This is a genomic window from Halomonas saccharevitans (assembly GCF_032333995.1).
Classification (GTDB): Bacteria; Pseudomonadota; Gammaproteobacteria; order Pseudomonadales; family Halomonadaceae; genus Halomonas; species Halomonas saccharevitans.
On record NZ_JAVXUR010000001.1, the window covers coordinates 595,552 to 609,925 of the forward strand.

Consider the following 14,374-nt stretch of genomic DNA (forward strand, 5'->3'; position numbering starts at 1 on the left):
TACAATTCCTTCCCCGAACCCGACCGTCGCGCCTCGCCCGGCGAAAGGCCTCGCGACCGCCATTCTCATACAGGAAGCGTCATGACCGATTCCACCAACCGCCCGACCGGGACCTCGCTCAGCTACAAGGACGCCGGCGTCGATATCGATGCCGGTAACGCCCTGGTCGATCGCATCAAGGGCGTCGCCAAACGCACCACCCGCCCCGAGGTGATGGGCGGACTGGGCGGTTTCGGCGCCCTGTGCGAGCTGCCCAAGGGCTACCAGGAGCCGGTGCTGGTGACCGGCACCGACGGCGTGGGCACCAAGCTGCGCCTGGCCATGGACATCGGCCGCCATGACACTATCGGTATCGACCTGGTGGCCATGTGCGTCAATGACCTGGTCGTGGCCGGCGCCGAGCCGCTGCTCTTCCTCGACTACTATGCCACGGGCAAGCTCGACGTGGATATCGCCGCCGACGTGGTGACCGGCATCGGCGAGGGCTGCGAGCAGGCGGGGTGCGCTCTGGTCGGCGGCGAGACCGCCGAGATGCCCGGCATGTACGAGGGCAACGACTACGACCTCGCCGGCTTCTGCGTGGGCGTGGTGGAGAAATCCGAGATCCTCGACGGCAAGAAGGTCGGCGAAGGCGACGTGCTGCTGGGCCTGGCGTCCTCCGGCCCTCACTCCAACGGCTACTCGCTGATCCGCAAGATCCTCGAAGTCTCCGGCGCCGCCCTGGACACCGCCGTCGATGGCAAGCCCCTGGGCGAGGCCCTGCTCGCGCCCACCAAGATATACGTCAAGCCGCTGCTGTCGCTGCTCAAGGAGACCGACGTTCCGGTGCACGCGCTCTCACACATCACCGGTGGCGGCCTGACCGAGAACATTCCCCGCGTGCTGCCCGAGACCCTGGGCGCGCGCATCGACGTCGCCAGCTGGACTCGCCCGGCGATCTTTGACTGGCTGCAGGAGCAGGGCAACGTCGACGAGCACGAGATGCATCGGGTGCTCAACTGCGGCATTGGCATGGTGATCGTGGTGCCGGCCGAGAAGGCAGACCAGGCACGCGCTCATCTGCAGGCCCAGGGCGAGACGGTCCACCGCATCGGGGTGGTCACCGCCCGGGACGAGGGCGACGAGCCGGTCCAGCTGGAGAACCTCGAGGCATGAGCGGGACCGACTATCAGAGCGACACCCTGAACGCCTTCACCCCCGAGCCGAGCGAGGCTCGGCGAGTGGTGGTGCTGATCTCCGGCAGCGGCAGCAACCTCCAGGCGCTGATCGACGCCCAGGCGCATGACGAGCTGGGCGGCGAGATCGTCGCGGTGATCTCCAATCAGGCGGACGCCTACGGCCTTAAGCGCGCCCGGGACGCCGGCATCGACGCCGTGGCCCTGCCCCACCGCGAGTACGACAGCCGCGAGGCCTACGACGGCGCGCTGATCAAGGTGATCGAGCGCCACGAGCCCGACCTGATCGTGCTGGCGGGCTTCATGCGCATCCTCACGCCACGCTTCGTCAACCGCTTCCTGGGCCGGATGCTCAACATCCACCCCTCGCTGCTGCCCGCCTATACCGGGCTGCACACCCATGCCCGGGCACTCGCCGACGGCGTGACCGAGCACGGCTGCAGCATCCACTTCGTCACCGAGGAACTCGATGGTGGCCCGGTGGCCCTGCAGGCCGAGGTGGCCGTGGTGCCGGACGAGACCGAGGAGAGCCTCCAGGCCAAGGTGCAGGCCCGCGAGCACCTGATCTATCCGATCGCCGTGCGCTGGTTCCTGGAGGGGCGCCTGCAGCTCAAGGGCGACGCGGCCGCCATGGACGGCGTCGCGCTGCCGCCCACCGGCATGCGCCTCTCCCACGCCGACGCCGCGGAAGAGCTTGACGAGGACGTCGAGGAGTAGCTCCGTCTTCGAGTCTGCTAGCAACGAGACAGCCCCGCCGGCATCCGGCGGGGCTGTCTCGTTTACGAGGCTCTATCGCAAACTCAAGAAAGCCGGCGATTTGCGCAGCGAGCGATGGCAGGCTGGGCGACGCCGGAGCGCAGAGCCGAGCGAAGCGACAAACATCCGGAGGATGGCCCCGAAGGGGCGAGGAACCGAAGGTTCCGAGTCAACCGGAGTGTAGCCTGCTACATGATGATACGACCGGGCCGGCGCACCGGCACCGCCGGCGTCCAGGATGGCAAGCGCAGCAGCAAATCGGCGCTTTCTCAGGTGCGCGGCAGGGTCACACCCCTCTGCCCCATGTACTTGCCGCCGCGGTCCTTGTAGGAGGTCTCGCAGACCTCGTCGGACTCCAGGAACAGCATCTGTGCCACGCCCTCGTTGGCGTAGATGCGCGCCGGCAGGTTGGTGGTGTTGGAGAATTCCAGGGTCACGTGCCCTTCCCACTCGGGCTCCAGCGGCGTCACGTTGACGATGATGCCGCAGCGAGCATAGGTGGACTTGCCCAGGCAGATGGTCAGCACGCTGCGCGGGATGCGGAAGTACTCCACGGTGCGCGCCAGGGCGAAGGAGTTGGGCGGAATCACGCAGGCGTCGCCCTTGACGTCGACGAAGCTCTTCTCGTCGAAGCTCTTGGGGTCCACCACCGCGGAGTGGATGTTGGTGAAGACCTTGAACTCGTCGGCGCAGCGCACATCGTAGCCGTAGCTGGACGTCCCGTAGGAGATCACTCGCCGCTCGTTCACGTAGCGCACCTGATCGGGCTCGAAGGGCTCGATCATCCCTTCCTGCTCGGCCATGCGGCGGATCCACTTGTCGGATTTGATGCTCATCGACACGTCCTGAAGCTATCTGATGGAAAAAGCGCGCCGGTGGAAAAAACGCGGTAGGTAACAACGGCGCAAGAAAAACCGGGGCCACATCATAGCGGCCCCGGGCGGGAAGGTCACGGCAACTCGCCCTTGGCGGGCGGTGCCGGGCGAGCGTATCGTCACTCGCTGAAGGAGATCTCCGGCCCGTCGGGCGCCTGGCCGCGAATCTGCTCGGCCACCTGGCGGGCCATCTCGCGGAAACTCGCGGTCACCTCGCTCTCGGGCTCGGCCACCACGGTGGGCCGGCCGCCATCGGCTTGCTCACGGATCGCCAGGGTCAGCGGCAGCCGTCCGAGCACGCGGGTCTCGTACTCGTCGGCGATGCGCTCACCGCCGCCCTCGCCGAAGATCGGCTCGCTGTGACCACACTGGGAACAGGTGTGCAGGCTCATGTTCTCCACCACGCCGAGCACCGGTACGTTGACCTTACGGAACATCTCGATGCCCTTGCGGGCGTCGAGCAGCGCGATGTCCTGGGGCGTAGTCACGATCACCGCGCCGTCCACCGGCACCTTCTGGGCCAGGGTCAGCTGGATATCGCCGGTGCCCGGCGGCATGTCGATGAACAGGTAGTCCAGGTCATCCCACACCGTCTGAGTGAGCATCTGCTGGAAGGCCCCGGCCACCATCGGCCCACGCCACACCATCGGCTCGCGGACGTCGGCCAGGAAGGCCATGGACATGGCCTGGATGCCGTGGGCCTCGAGCGGCCGAAAGCGATTCTCGCCGGCGGACTGGGGACGCACGCCCTCGCCCACCCCGAGCATCTGTGCCTGGCTGGGACCGTAGATATCGGCATCCAGGATCCCGACCCGGTAGCCCTCGGCGGCCATGGCCAGCGCCAAGTTGACGGTCACGGTGGACTTGCCCACCCCGCCCTTGCCGGATGCCACGGCGACAATATGCTTGACCCCTTCGATCACGGATCGCTCCTTCTGCAGTTGGGGGTTGCCACGCGAGCGGCCAGTATACCCGCCGGGTCGCCCCGCCATGCAATGCCTGGCTTTCGAAGCCCGAAACGAGAACGGCGAGCCGGTGGCTCGCCGTTCGGCGGGTTGGGACGATCCCTCGGGATGGCTCAGTCGGGATTGGTCTCCTGGGAGGCCTCGGCTTGCGGCTCGGATTCACCCTCAGAGTTGGCCTCGGCTTGCGGCTCGGATTCACCCTCAGAGTTGGCCTCGGCTTCCGGCTTGGCTTCGGCTTGCGGCTTGGCCTCGGCGGTTTCACTGTCGCTGGACTGAACGCTCTGATCCAGTTCAGCCAGCTCGCTGCGCCAGGTCTCGAGCTGGGTGTCCAGGCGCTCGAGCTGGGACTGGCGCGACTCGATCTGAGACTCGATCTTGGCCACCTCTTCACGGCCCAGCTTGATGGCGAGCTCGAGGTCCTCAAACATCTCGCGAGACTGGGCGACGTTTGAGCGGGCCTGCTCCAGCTCGCCTTGGGTCGCCTCGAGGGTCTCGGCGGCCTCGTTGCGGCTCGCCTCGAGCTCACTGATCTCCTGCTGGAGCGCCTCACGCGTCTCCTTCTGGTCGGCGATCTCCTCGTTAAGACCGGCCAGCGTCTCCTCGGCGGAGGCGCTCTCCTGCTGGAGCTCATCGAGCCGAGCCATGGCCTCGTCACGGGCGGCGACTGCCTCACTGCGTTCCTGCTCGGCCTGCTGACGGGCTGCTTCGGCTTCCTGGCGAGCCTGTTCGGCGGCCTGGCGTGCCTCTTCGGCCTGCTGGCGAGAGGCCTGGGCCTCATCGCGGGCCTGGGCGGCCTGCTGACGCTCCTCCTTCGTGGTCGCGAGCTCCTCCTCGGCGTTGGCAAGCGCTGCCTGGCGCTCCTCCAGGTCGGACTGTGCGGAGTTCACGGAGGCCTGTACCGCCTCAAGCTCGGTCTGCGCGGCGGCTATCTCGGCCCGAGTCCCCTCCAGCTCGGCCTCGGCGGCCTGCAGCTCTTCGCCAAGCACGGTGCGACGCGACTCAAGGTCATCGATGTTGCCGGCCGCGCTCTGCAACTCCTCGACGCGATCGGACAGCGACGCATTCTCGGCCTGCACGGTATCGAGGCGCTCGCGGAGCGACTCCAGTGCCTCGTTGCTGGAACTGGAGCTCGACTGCGCCATCAGCGCCCAGATCAGTGCGACCGCCGCAACGGCCGTCAGGCCCTTGACGCGGTTGTCCTTGAACAGCTCACTCATCGACGTATCCGCCATCGGCGAGTCCCCCTGAATAATTGGGTGTCGGTCGCCGGCCAAACTCGGCCGGCCATCATGGTGTCGTCTTCCAGCATACACGCCCAACCGGCGACCGCCACCCGAGCGACGATGACGCCGTCAACGTCAGGACTCGACCTTGCCCCGCAGGGCCTTGTGCCGGCCGCGCTTCTTCTTGCTGTCGAGCCGACGCTGCTTGGCCCCCTTACTGGGGCGGGTGGCGATGCGCTTCTTGGGCGCGTACATCACGCTCTTGATCAGCGCCTTGAGCCGCGCCAGGGCCTCGGTGCGATTGCGCTCCTGGGTGCGGTGACTCTGGGCCTTGATGATCACCACGCCGTCGCGGGTAATGCGTTGATCGCCCAGCGCCAGCAGCTTTTCCTTGAAGCCTTCGGGAAGGCTGGACGCGCGGATATCGAAGCGCAGATGAATGGCGGTGGCGACCTTGTTGACGTTCTGGCCGCCGGCGCCCTGGGCGCGTACCGCCTGCATCTCGATCTCGTGGTCGGGTATGGTCACCTGGCGAGAGAGTTCCAGCATGCTACCTGCCTTATCGTGGAGAGTGGGCCCGGCGCGGACACCGCCCGGGCATGAAGCCGATCAGCTGGCCAGCCAGATTCGGTGCTTCGCACCCTTGCCGGGGCGATGAGCGCGCACGGTAACCTCCTCGACCAGCAGGCCGACGCGACGCAGCCGCTCGGTGAAGGCCGGATCCTGACCCGCCGACCAGACCGCCAGCACCCCGTCGGGGCGCAGCGCTTCCTGGGCCGCGGAGAGCCCCTGGGGCGAATAGAGCCAGTCGTTCTCGCGACGCGTCAGTCCCTCGGGCCCGTTATCCACGTCGAGCATGATGGCGTCGAAACCGCCGGGTTCGCCGCGCAGCAGCTCGCCCACGTCGCCCAGGGCGACGCGAGTTCGCGGATCATCCAGCGGGTAGCCGGCGGCCGCCCCGAGGGGACCGCGATTCCACTCCACCACGCCCGGCACCAGCTCGGCGACCACCACCTCGGCATCCTCGCCAAGCGCCGCCAGGGCCGCCGCCAGGGTGAAGCCCATGCCCAGGCCGCCGACCAGCACGCGGGCGCCGGGGCGATCGGCGATCCGTTCGCAGGCCAGATCCGCCAGGGCATCCTCGGAGCCATGCAGGCGGGTATTCATCAGATCGCCCGGCGCGCCGGCGATACGAATGGAGAACTCGTCATTCCGCTGCAGCAAGCGCAGCTGGGTGCCCTGGCCGGGAATGCTCGCGGTGCCGATCTCTTCGAATTTGGCCATGCTGTCTCGCTGTCACGGGAGTGGAACGGCCACCGGAATGGCGCCGAAAGCGCGCATTATGCGCGGGCCGGCAGCGTCTTGCCATGCATCCGCCCGGGAAACGCGCTACGAGGGGGAACGCGCTCGGGTAGCCGCACCTGGGCCGGCGTCACTCCTGCTTATGCGCCAGCGCCATCAGATAGAGCGCCAGCGACAGCGCCAGCACCGAGAGCGCCAGATAGATGGCATCCAGCGGGGTGTCGAAGCTGATCCCCACCACCGCACGGAAGAACTCGATGATCACCGCCAGGATTACCACCCGCGCGATCTTGTCCTTGAGCTGATCAAGAGAGCTGACGTTGAAGGGGTGGTGGGGATCGCGCCCCTCGGCGGGCTCGATGCGCGAGACGAAGAGCTTGTAGACGCCCAGGGCGAAGATCATCAGCACCAGGGCGATCAGGTAGATGTCCACGGCCACGATGATGTCGGTGACCACGGTCTTGTGGATGTCGACGCCGCCGTTGAGGTAGTGGCGCCAGGTATCGGCGAGGATCGAGAGCACGTCCAGGCTGGCGATGATGAACAGCACCAGTGCCCCCAGCAGCGCCGGAATCACGGCCATCAACACCATCAAGCGCGAGTGCCACAAAAAGGCCTCGAAGCGTCGCTCGAGTTGACCGCGATGCCGCGGGGGCCGGGTGTCGGGGCGTTTTTCTGGTTCCATGAAGTGCGTCTCCTCGATGACGGGGCGTCGGCCGGCACGAACGCCGCCGAACATTTGACCCAGGCGCGCAGGATACCCCTATGATGACGCAGGTACACTGGCACGGCAGCCCCGATGACGCCACTCCCCAAAACACCCCGACAGTCGCTCCTCACCCTGCTGCCGCTGACATTGCAGTTCCTGTGGCGGGTGATATGCGCCTTCCTGCGCAATCGCGGTATCCTGCTGGCCGGCGGGGTCGGCTACAACATCCTGCTCTCCATCGTGCCGCTGTTCGCGCTGATGGTCGTGCTGCTGGCCGGCGTGGTCGACCAGCAGCATCTGCTCGAGGTACTCTCCATCCAGGCGCGCCATCTGGCCCCCGCCCACGCGGAAGTGCTGCTCGACGCCGTGCGCACCCTGCTCGGCTCCCGCGACGTCATCGGCATCCTGGGCTTTCCCGTCCTGCTGCTGTTCAGCTCCTTCGCCTTTCGCATGCTCGAGGATGCGCTAGCGATCATCTTCCATGCGCCCGACACCCACCATCCCCATCGCCGCCTCTGGGTCTCGGTGGCGCTGCCCTACGCCTTCATGCTGGTGCTCGGAGCGGGCCTTCTCGCCCTGACCCTGCTGGTCAGCCTGGCCAGCTCGATGAATGCGCTGTGGCTGTCGCTATTCGAACGCAACCTTCCCCTTGCCGGCCTCTCCGAGCCGATGCTCAACCTGACCAGCTTCCTCGGCGTCTTCCTGCTGTTCAGCGCCATCTACAAGGTGCTGCCGGTGGTCACCATCGCCCTGCGTCGCGCCGTGGTGGGGGGCTTCGTCGCCGCCCTGCTCTGGGAGGGCGTGCGCCTTTTGCTGGTGTTCTATTTCGCCAACATCTCCCTGGTCAACGCGGTCTATGGCTCGCTGGCGACCCTGGTCGTGGTGCTGCTGAGCCTGGAGGTAGGCGCCATCATCCTGCTGCTCGGTGCCCAGGTCATCGCCGAGCTGGAGCGCAACGCCCGCCTCGGCCTGGCCTGGTACATCGACCCTCGTCGCCAGGCGGTAACCCACGTGGATTGACGCCCTCGGTGGCGATGGCCGCTCAGCACGGCGCGTGGCGCAGCAGGCGGCATGGCTCAGTGACGGACCGGCTCGGAAAGTGGCTCAGGAGATGGATCGAAAGGCAGATCAGAAGGTAGAGAGCCCGGTGGCCTCCATGAGCCGATAGCGCAGCCACTGCCCGGTCGAGGCGTCGTCATGGGCCGCGAAGGGCTCGCTGGTGATGCGAGGCGGGGTCGAGTGCCAGCGACGCTCGAAGAAGGCCGCCGCGTCGATGAGGGCCTCGGTGCCGGCGGGCCCCACCAGGCGCACGCTGGTCTCCAGGTTCAGGTCGTCCAGGTTGCGCCGGGTGAAGTTGGCGGAGCCGAGGATCATCTCGACCTCGCCACCGGCATCGGCGGGTCGACGCAGCAGCAGCTTGCTGTGGCACTGTTCGCCCTGGGTGACGCACCAGCGTATCGGCACCCCGGCGGCATGGAGTTCGCGTGCCACCGGCCGGTTGGGAATGCCGCCCTTCTCGATCCCGAAGGCGTCACGATTGGGGTCGAGCAGCACTCGCAGAACCACGCCGCGTCGCCGGGCCGCCACCAGCGCCTCGATCAGCTCGCGATGCGAGAGGTAGAAGACGGCGACATCCAGCCGGTCGCCTGAATCGCTTGCCTCGATGGCCGCGAGCAGCGCCCGGCGGATGGCCCCCTCGGTGAGCACCTGCAGCCTCGCGCCCGCCACCGGGGCCTGCGGGGCGTCCAAGGCCCCGGGACCCGGCAGGCGCACGCCCGACCAGCCGGCCACCGGGCGCTCCGAGGCCAGAAGGTCCAGCGCCGCCGCCCCCTCGAAGCGCAGCGCCACGTTGCCGTGCCGGCTGCTGGCATCATGGGGATTGGCCGAGGTGACCAGTGCCGACCAGCCATCCCCCCGGTCGACGACCAGGGTCTTGCGATGGTTGGCGTTGAAGTTGAGCAGGCTCAGGTAGCTTCGCAACGGCACCTTCCCCGGCCCCAGGGGATTGGGCAGCCAGCCACCGTCATGGTGGTTGCCGAGCCAGCGCGGCCCCAGATGCCAGGCCCCCGACCAGAGCGGATTTGAAGCCCGCAGCCGCGTCAGATCCGTGATCACCACCGTGACGCCCGCCTCGCGTAACCGCTTGAGGTGGGCAGGCGCGAGACCGCCATAGAGGGTATTGAGCGGGTCGGTGATCACCACGGCCTCGAGCGCCGGACGCTGCGACCTGCGCTTGACCAGGGCATCGGTAAGCTGCGCCGACAGCGGCCGAAAGTCCTGGCCATCGGCGGCGCCGGCGAAATCGTTGAACAGGAACATGTCCAGCACCACCAGGCGCTCGGCCTGGCCGATCAGCGCCATGGCCTCGTCGAAGATCCGGCGCCGGGCGTGTCGCTCACCAGAGGGGGCGTACCAGGTCTCGTCGGCGAGAAAGCGCACACCCTCGGCGGTGCGTTCGGGAAAGGCCTGGCCGAGCCCTTCCGGCAGCGGCTTGTAGCGCTGCCAGGCGCCCATGGCGAGCCAGGCCACGAGCAGTGCCGTCACGATCCAGGGCCACATTCGGCGCCTCCCTTTGCTTCGGCCTTCCACGCCATCCGTCCCTCGGCCCTTCATGCCGTCTTTCCTCCGACCTCTTCCCAGGCGCTGCCCGACCACCATGGCTCCCTCGCGTTCCCTGTCGCCGAGGCGGGCGACGTTCCCGCCAGCATAGCGACCGGCCGCCGCAAAAGCAGTACGCCCGGCCGAGGCCGGGCGCAGCAGATCGTGACCGTATCCGATTCAGCCCTGGCGGTACCGCCGGCGGCGACGCCACACCAGGCGCGCCAGGGGCACCAGCGCCGCCAGCCCCAGCGCGCCGATCGCCAGCACCGCGAGCATCGCCGGGCTGCCGGTATGGGCGTGGACGGTGGGGGCCGCATGGCCCGAGTGCGCCAGCACCAAGGGGCTCAATAGCAGGCTGGCCGGCAGCAGAGTGGCGCCGAGGGTAACGGAGCGGAGCATCTTGGAAGGACGCAGGGTCATGGGGTGATCTCCTGGGAGTAATGAAAAGGGTCGGGAAAACGCTGGATCGGCCACGCAGCCGTGCTCGGCGCCTGCGGCTCAGGCAGGGGCGGCATCGCGGCCGGGAGTGGTCGACGACATCGGACGACGCTCGGCCAACATGCCGCGCTCGAGGATGAAGGCGATGATCTCTTCCAGGCCAACGCCGTCGTAGAGGTTGGCGAAGACGAAGGGGCGCTCCCCGCGCATCTTCCGCGAGTCGCGCTCCATGACCTCGAGCGAGGCGTGGACCTGCTCGGCGATATCGATCTTGTTGATGATCAGCAGGTCCGACTTGGTGATGCCCGGCCCCCCCTTGCGCGGGATCTTGTCGCCGGCCGAGACATCGATCACGTAGAGGGTCAGGTCGGAAAGCTCCGGGCTGAAGGTCGCCGAGAGGTTATCGCCACCGGACTCCACCAGCACCAGCTCGAGCCCCGGATGGCGCGCCTGCAGGTCATCGATGGCAGCGAGGTTCATCGAGGCATCCTCGCGGATCGCCGTGTGCGGGCAGCCCCCGGTCTCCACGCCGAGGATCCGATCCGCCTGCAGAGCCTCGTGCTTGAGCAGGAAGTCGGCATCCTCGCGGGTGTAGATGTCGTTGGTGACCACGGCGATGTCGTAGTGGTCCCGAAGGGCGCGGCAGAGCTGCTTGAGCAGGGCCGTCTTGCCGGAGCCCACCGGGCCGCCGACGCCGATTCGCAGACAATGAGTCATGGTGCTTCTCCTGGCTTTTCCAGCCTTAGCTTCTGAACAGTCGTGAGTACTGGGTCTCGTGCAGGGCACTGGCCAGGGCCAGGCCCGGCAGCGCCGGCCCCAGGGCGTCTTCCTCTAGCGACAGGGCCGCGTCTGCCGCGGATACCAGCGCCGGGCGCATTCGCTCAACCAGGCGCTGGGCCGCCGTATGCCCGAGGGGCAGGGCCTTGCAGGCCACGGCCAACTGGTTCTCCAGCCAGGCCCAGGCGAAGCCCAGCATCGCCTGGCGCGGTGGCACGCCGCGCACGTGCGCCGTCCAGGCGAAGACCGTCACATAGCCGGCGTTGGCCGGCAGCGCCGGTGCCTCGCTCGAGGGGCCACCCGGCAACAGCGCGAGACTCCCCAGCAGACGCACCAGGGCGGCGCCCAGGCGGCTATCTTCGGCGGCAAGCTCCGCGGTCTCGCGGTTGGCGGCGAGCCAGTCGTCCCACCCGGCGATGGCCTCGCCATCCGCCTCGTCCCAGGCCTGGGTCAGGCGGGCCAGGGCCGGCAGCTCGCAGCGAGTCAGGCCGTCCTCCAGCACGCCCTCGAGCCACTCGCCGAGACTCGCTTCATCAGACACCCAACCCAGTTCGAAGGCGCTCTCTAGCCCCTGGGAGAAGGCGAAGGCGCCGATGGGCAGCGCCGGACTGACCAGCTGCAGCAATCCCAGCAGCGCCAGGTCATCGCCCCGCGCCGCCGTCGCCGGCCCCTCAGTGGGCATGGTCATGATCGTGGCCGTGGTGATGCGGGTGATGCCCATCACCCTCCCCGGCCGTGGCCGGAGAGGGTGTATGGAACTGGGCGTGAGAATAGGCACCCGGCTCGGGGTCGAAGGGTGCCCGGTGGTGCTCGAGGCGCGCCCCCAGCCGCTCGGCCAGCGCCTCCAGCACATGATCCGGCGGGAAGCGCACGAAGCCGCCCTGACCCGGTGAAGCGTCTTCATCCTCGCCCAGCGCCAGCTGAACGTGACGGTTGCCCAGATGATAGGCGAGACGCGCCATCGGCAGGCCCGCCGCGATGCGGGCGGTGACCACCGGCTCCACGGCGGCGCGGATGCGCACCACCTCGCCCCCCTCGGCGCGCAGCCCCTCGCCGTCGCGCAGCACCGGGCCACGATCGAGGAACAGGCCTATGGTGCGCCCGGCATCGCTTACGGCCTTTAGCCGGCCCAACACGCGCTGCTCGAAGGGAAGTGTCAGGGTATCGGTGGCCTGGTCGGCCGCGATGGGCCCGAGGCGTTCGATCAGTTTCAGCATTGAACAACCGCTCCTATGGTGTCTCGAGATGAGCCAGTCCTGCCTTCGCTTAACCCCACGTGTCCGAAACCCTGGCGCCCCGTACGGACTCCCGCGGTCGGAAAGACGGCACCTCCCTGTGCCGGCTTTCCTCGATCTTCATCCCTGAAGATCGCCCGCGTCGCTTCGTCCGGGTCACCAGCGGCCACGCGAGGTTTCGCGTCGACAGGCTGGCTCTCATACATGGGCATCCTCATCACCATGGTCATCAGAACAGGTGGTAGCGCTGGGCGAGCGGCAGCTCGGTGGCGGGCTCGCAGGTCAGAAGCTCCCCATCGCAGCGCACCTCGTAGGTCTGCGGGTCGACGCTGAGCTCGGGGCAGGCGTCGTTGAGCTTCATGTCGGCCTTGCACACGCCCCGCACGTCCCGGCAGGCGCTGAGCGGGCTCTTCAGGCCGAGACTGTCCTTGATGCCGGCCGCGAGCGCCGCCTGACTGACGAAGGTCAGGCGGGTCTGGCTCACCGCCCCCCCGAATGAGCCGAACATCGGGCGGTAGTGCACCGGCTGGGGGGTGGGGATCGAGGCATTGGGGTCGCCCATGGGAGCCATGGCGATCATGCCGCCCTTGAGGATCAGCGCCGGCTTGGTGCCGAAGAAGGCCGGTTTCCAGAGCACCAGGTCCGCAAGCTTGCCCACCTCGATGGAGCCCACCTCATGGCTCAGGCCGTGGGTAATGGCGGGATTGATGGTGTACTTGGCGATGTAGCGCCGGGCGCGCACGTTATCGGCACCGCGCCCTTCATCTTCCGGCAGCAGCCCACGCTGCTGCTTCATCTTGTGGGCGGTCTGCCAGGTCCGGCAGATCACCTCGCCGACTCGCCCCATGGCCTGGGAGTCCGAGGCGATCATCGAGATCACCCCCAGGTCCTGGAGGATGTCCTCGGCGGCGATAGTCTCACGACGGATGCGCGAGTCGGCGAACGCCACGTCCTCGGGAATATTGGGGTCCAGGTGGTGGCACACCATCAACATGTCGAGGTGCTCGTCGATGGTGTTAACGGTATAAGGCCGCGTCGGGTTGGTCGAGGACGGCAGCACATAAGGCTTCGAGCAGGCGGTGAGGATGTCCGGCGCATGGCCGCCCCCGGCCCCCTCGGTGTGATAGGTGTGGATGCCGCGTTCCTTGAAGGCGGCCAGGGTGTCTTCCACGAAGCCCGACTCGTTGAGCGTGTCGGTATGGATCGCCACCTGGACGTCATAGCGCTCGGCAACACTCAGGCAGTTGTCGATGGACGCCGGGGTAGTCCCCCAATCCTCGTGCAGCTTGAGGCCCATGGCGCCGGCCTCGAGCTGGGCCTCCAGCGCCTCGGGAAGGCTAGCGTTGCCCTTGCCGAGCAGGCCGATGTTCATGGGCAGGTCATCCACCGCCTGGAGCATCTTGCCGAGGTGCCAGGCCCCTGGCGTGCAGGTGGTGGCGTTGGAGCCGGTGGCCGGACCCGTGCCGCCGCCGAGCATGGTGGTGATGCCGCTCACCAGCGCCTCCTCCACCTGTTGGGGGCAGATGAAGTGGATATGGGCATCGATGCCGCCGGCGGTGAGGATCTTGCCCTCCCCGGCGATCACCTCGGTGCCGGGGCCGATGACGATCTCCACGTCCGGCTGGGTATCCGGGTTGCCGGCCTTGCCGATGGCCTTGATGCGCCCCGCCTGGAGGCCGACGTCGGCCTTGACGATGCCCCACCAGTCGAGGATCAGCGCGTTGGTAATCACGGTGTCCATGACCGAATCGTCGTGACGCTGGCTCTGCCCCATGCCGTCGCGGATCACCTTGCCGCCGCCGAACTTCACCTCCTCACCGTAGTGGGTGGCATCGCGCTCGACCTCGATCCACAGCTCGGTGTCACCCAGGCGTACCCGATCACCTGTCGTGGGACCGTACATGTCGGCATAGGCCTGACGGCCGATCTTGTTGGGAGAGGTCATGACGATGCTCCCTGATCCGGTGCATCGAGGCTGTCCATGACGTCGCCACGGAAGCCGAAGATGCGGCGCGCCCCGACATAGGGAATCAGCGTCACCTCACGCACCTGGCCCGGCTCGAAGCGGATCGCCGTGCCGGCGGCCACATCCAGCCGGTAGCCCCGCGTGCGCTCGCGATCGAAGGTCAGGGCCGGATTGGTCTCGGCAAAGTGATAATGGGAACCGACCTGGATCGGCCGGTCGCCGGTATTGGCCACCTCGACGGTGATCCGATCGCGGCCCGCACAGAGCTCGATCTCACCGTCCTGTAACTGGTACTCACCGGGAATCATCGGCACTCCCTCCTGTAATGTTGAAAACTGCGCGAGTGCAGCCA

The 14,374-nt window shown here is 67.6% G+C and carries 16 protein-coding genes; 3 read left to right on the forward strand and 13 right to left on the reverse strand.

Annotated elements, in window-relative coordinates; all coding sequences use genetic code 11:
* The first annotated feature begins 81 nt into the window (after positions 1 to 81).
* A complete protein-coding gene (purM, locus tag RSO68_RS02785) occupies positions 82 to 1,155 on the forward strand; it encodes a phosphoribosylformylglycinamidine cyclo-ligase (protein WP_315585360.1) in 1,074 nt (357 codons plus the stop codon).
* Positions 1,152 to 1,892, forward strand: a complete 741-nt coding sequence (gene purN / locus RSO68_RS02790; RefSeq protein WP_315585361.1) for a phosphoribosylglycinamide formyltransferase — start codon at positions 1,152 to 1,154, stop codon at positions 1,890 to 1,892. Before purM ends, purN begins: the two co-directional genes overlap by 4 nt.
* Before the next feature lie 308 nt (positions 1,893 to 2,200).
* On the opposite strand, the gene dcd is transcribed toward purN, so the two are convergent.
* From dcd to RSO68_RS02820, 6 genes are all read right to left on the reverse strand, one after another.
* Positions 2,201 to 2,767 (reverse strand): dCTP deaminase, encoded by a 567-nt coding sequence (dcd, locus tag RSO68_RS02795; RefSeq protein ID WP_089850614.1) that lies wholly within the window; start codon positions 2,765 to 2,767, stop codon positions 2,201 to 2,203.
* A 158-nt stretch (positions 2,768 to 2,925) separates the two neighbouring features.
* Positions 2,926 to 3,729 (reverse strand): iron-sulfur cluster carrier protein ApbC, encoded by an 804-nt coding sequence (gene apbC / locus RSO68_RS02800; protein WP_089850616.1) that lies wholly within the window; start codon positions 3,727 to 3,729, stop codon positions 2,926 to 2,928.
* A gap of 155 nt (positions 3,730 to 3,884) precedes the next feature.
* Complete coding sequence (locus RSO68_RS02805; RefSeq protein ID WP_315585362.1) at positions 3,885 to 4,988, reverse strand: hypothetical protein; 1,104 nt, start codon at positions 4,986 to 4,988, stop codon at positions 3,885 to 3,887.
* A 141-nt stretch (positions 4,989 to 5,129) separates the two neighbouring features.
* Positions 5,130 to 5,543, reverse strand: a complete 414-nt coding sequence (gene arfB, locus RSO68_RS02810; RefSeq protein ID WP_089850620.1) for an alternative ribosome rescue aminoacyl-tRNA hydrolase ArfB — start codon at positions 5,541 to 5,543, stop codon at positions 5,130 to 5,132.
* 60 nt (positions 5,544 to 5,603) lie between these two features.
* A complete protein-coding gene (locus tag RSO68_RS02815) occupies positions 5,604 to 6,278 on the reverse strand; it encodes a hypothetical protein (protein WP_315585363.1) in 675 nt (224 codons plus the stop codon).
* A gap of 148 nt (positions 6,279 to 6,426) precedes the next feature.
* Positions 6,427 to 6,981: a YqhA family protein gene (locus RSO68_RS02820; protein ID WP_315585364.1), complete on the reverse strand. Its 555-nt coding sequence runs from the start codon at positions 6,979 to 6,981 to the stop codon at positions 6,427 to 6,429.
* A gap of 114 nt (positions 6,982 to 7,095) precedes the next feature.
* On the opposite strand from RSO68_RS02820, the gene RSO68_RS02825 reads away from it, so the two are divergent.
* Positions 7,096 to 8,025 (forward strand): YihY/virulence factor BrkB family protein, encoded by a 930-nt coding sequence (locus RSO68_RS02825; protein ID WP_315585365.1) that lies wholly within the window; start codon positions 7,096 to 7,098, stop codon positions 8,023 to 8,025.
* A 108-nt stretch (positions 8,026 to 8,133) separates the two neighbouring features.
* Here the strand turns inward: RSO68_RS02825 and RSO68_RS02830 are convergent, their stop codons facing one another.
* The 7 genes from RSO68_RS02830 to RSO68_RS02860 form a co-directional block, all read right to left on the reverse strand.
* Complete coding sequence (locus tag RSO68_RS02830) at positions 8,134 to 9,564, reverse strand: phospholipase D family protein (RefSeq protein ID WP_315585366.1); 1,431 nt, start codon at positions 9,562 to 9,564, stop codon at positions 8,134 to 8,136.
* A 219-nt stretch (positions 9,565 to 9,783) separates the two neighbouring features.
* Positions 9,784 to 10,026 carry a hypothetical protein gene (locus RSO68_RS02835; RefSeq protein ID WP_089850630.1) on the reverse strand — a complete coding sequence of 81 codons (243 nt, stop codon included), beginning with the start codon at positions 10,024 to 10,026 and terminating at the stop codon, positions 9,784 to 9,786.
* 78 nt (positions 10,027 to 10,104) lie between these two features.
* A complete protein-coding gene (ureG, locus tag RSO68_RS02840) occupies positions 10,105 to 10,761 on the reverse strand; it encodes an urease accessory protein UreG (protein ID WP_089850632.1) in 657 nt (218 codons plus the stop codon).
* Positions 10,762 to 10,786: 25 nt separating this feature from the next.
* On the reverse strand, positions 10,787 to 11,503 hold the full coding sequence (locus RSO68_RS02845) for an urease accessory protein UreF (protein WP_315585737.1): 717 nt from the start codon (positions 11,501 to 11,503) through the stop codon (positions 10,787 to 10,789).
* Positions 11,493 to 12,038 (reverse strand): urease accessory protein UreE, encoded by a 546-nt coding sequence (locus tag RSO68_RS02850; protein WP_089850635.1) that lies wholly within the window; start codon positions 12,036 to 12,038, stop codon positions 11,493 to 11,495. Before RSO68_RS02850 ends, RSO68_RS02845 begins: the two co-directional genes overlap by 11 nt.
* A 247-nt stretch (positions 12,039 to 12,285) precedes the next feature.
* Positions 12,286 to 14,001 (reverse strand): urease subunit alpha, encoded by a 1,716-nt coding sequence (gene ureC, locus RSO68_RS02855; protein WP_315585367.1) that lies wholly within the window; start codon positions 13,999 to 14,001, stop codon positions 12,286 to 12,288.
* Positions 13,998 to 14,330 carry an urease subunit beta gene (locus RSO68_RS02860; RefSeq protein ID WP_315585368.1) on the reverse strand — a complete coding sequence of 111 codons (333 nt, stop codon included), beginning with the start codon at positions 14,328 to 14,330 and terminating at the stop codon, positions 13,998 to 14,000. Before RSO68_RS02860 ends, ureC begins: the two co-directional genes overlap by 4 nt.
* Positions 14,331 to 14,374 lie beyond the last annotated feature (44 nt).

What these genes read in the sequence shown, in the direction of transcription:
- purM (WP_315585360.1), top strand. Translation starts at nt 82, where the DNA reads ATGACCGATTCCACCAACCGCCCGACCGGGACCTCGCTCAGCTACAAG.
- purN (WP_315585361.1), top strand. Translation starts at nt 1,152, where the DNA reads ATGAGCGGGACCGACTATCAGAGCGACACCCTGAACGCCTTCACCCCC.
- dcd (WP_089850614.1), bottom strand. Translation starts at nt 2,767, where the DNA reads ATGAGCATCAAATCCGACAAGTGGATCCGCCGCATGGCCGAGCAGGAA.
- RSO68_RS02805 (WP_315585362.1), bottom strand. Translation starts at nt 4,988, where the DNA reads ATGAGTGAGCTGTTCAAGGACAACCGCGTCAAGGGCCTGACGGCCGTT.
- arfB (WP_089850620.1), bottom strand. Translation starts at nt 5,543, where the DNA reads ATGCTGGAACTCTCTCGCCAGGTGACCATACCCGACCACGAGATCGAG.
- RSO68_RS02815 (WP_315585363.1), bottom strand. Translation starts at nt 6,278, where the DNA reads ATGGCCAAATTCGAAGAGATCGGCACCGCGAGCATTCCCGGCCAGGGC.
- RSO68_RS02820 (WP_315585364.1), bottom strand. Translation starts at nt 6,981, where the DNA reads ATGGAACCAGAAAAACGCCCCGACACCCGGCCCCCGCGGCATCGCGGT.
- RSO68_RS02825 (WP_315585365.1), top strand. Translation starts at nt 7,096, where the DNA reads ATGACGCCACTCCCCAAAACACCCCGACAGTCGCTCCTCACCCTGCTG.
- RSO68_RS02830 (WP_315585366.1), bottom strand. Translation starts at nt 9,564, where the DNA reads ATGTGGCCCTGGATCGTGACGGCACTGCTCGTGGCCTGGCTCGCCATG.
- RSO68_RS02835 (WP_089850630.1), bottom strand. Translation starts at nt 10,026, where the DNA reads ATGACCCTGCGTCCTTCCAAGATGCTCCGCTCCGTTACCCTCGGCGCC.
- ureG (WP_089850632.1), bottom strand. Translation starts at nt 10,761, where the DNA reads ATGACTCATTGTCTGCGAATCGGCGTCGGCGGCCCGGTGGGCTCCGGC.
- RSO68_RS02845 (WP_315585737.1), bottom strand. Translation starts at nt 11,503, where the DNA reads ATGCCCACTGAGGGGCCGGCGACGGCGGCGCGGGGCGATGACCTGGCG.
- RSO68_RS02850 (WP_089850635.1), bottom strand. Translation starts at nt 12,038, where the DNA reads ATGCTGAAACTGATCGAACGCCTCGGGCCCATCGCGGCCGACCAGGCC.
- ureC (WP_315585367.1), bottom strand. Translation starts at nt 14,001, where the DNA reads ATGACCTCTCCCAACAAGATCGGCCGTCAGGCCTATGCCGACATGTAC.
- RSO68_RS02860 (WP_315585368.1), bottom strand. Translation starts at nt 14,330, where the DNA reads ATGATTCCCGGTGAGTACCAGTTACAGGACGGTGAGATCGAGCTCTGT.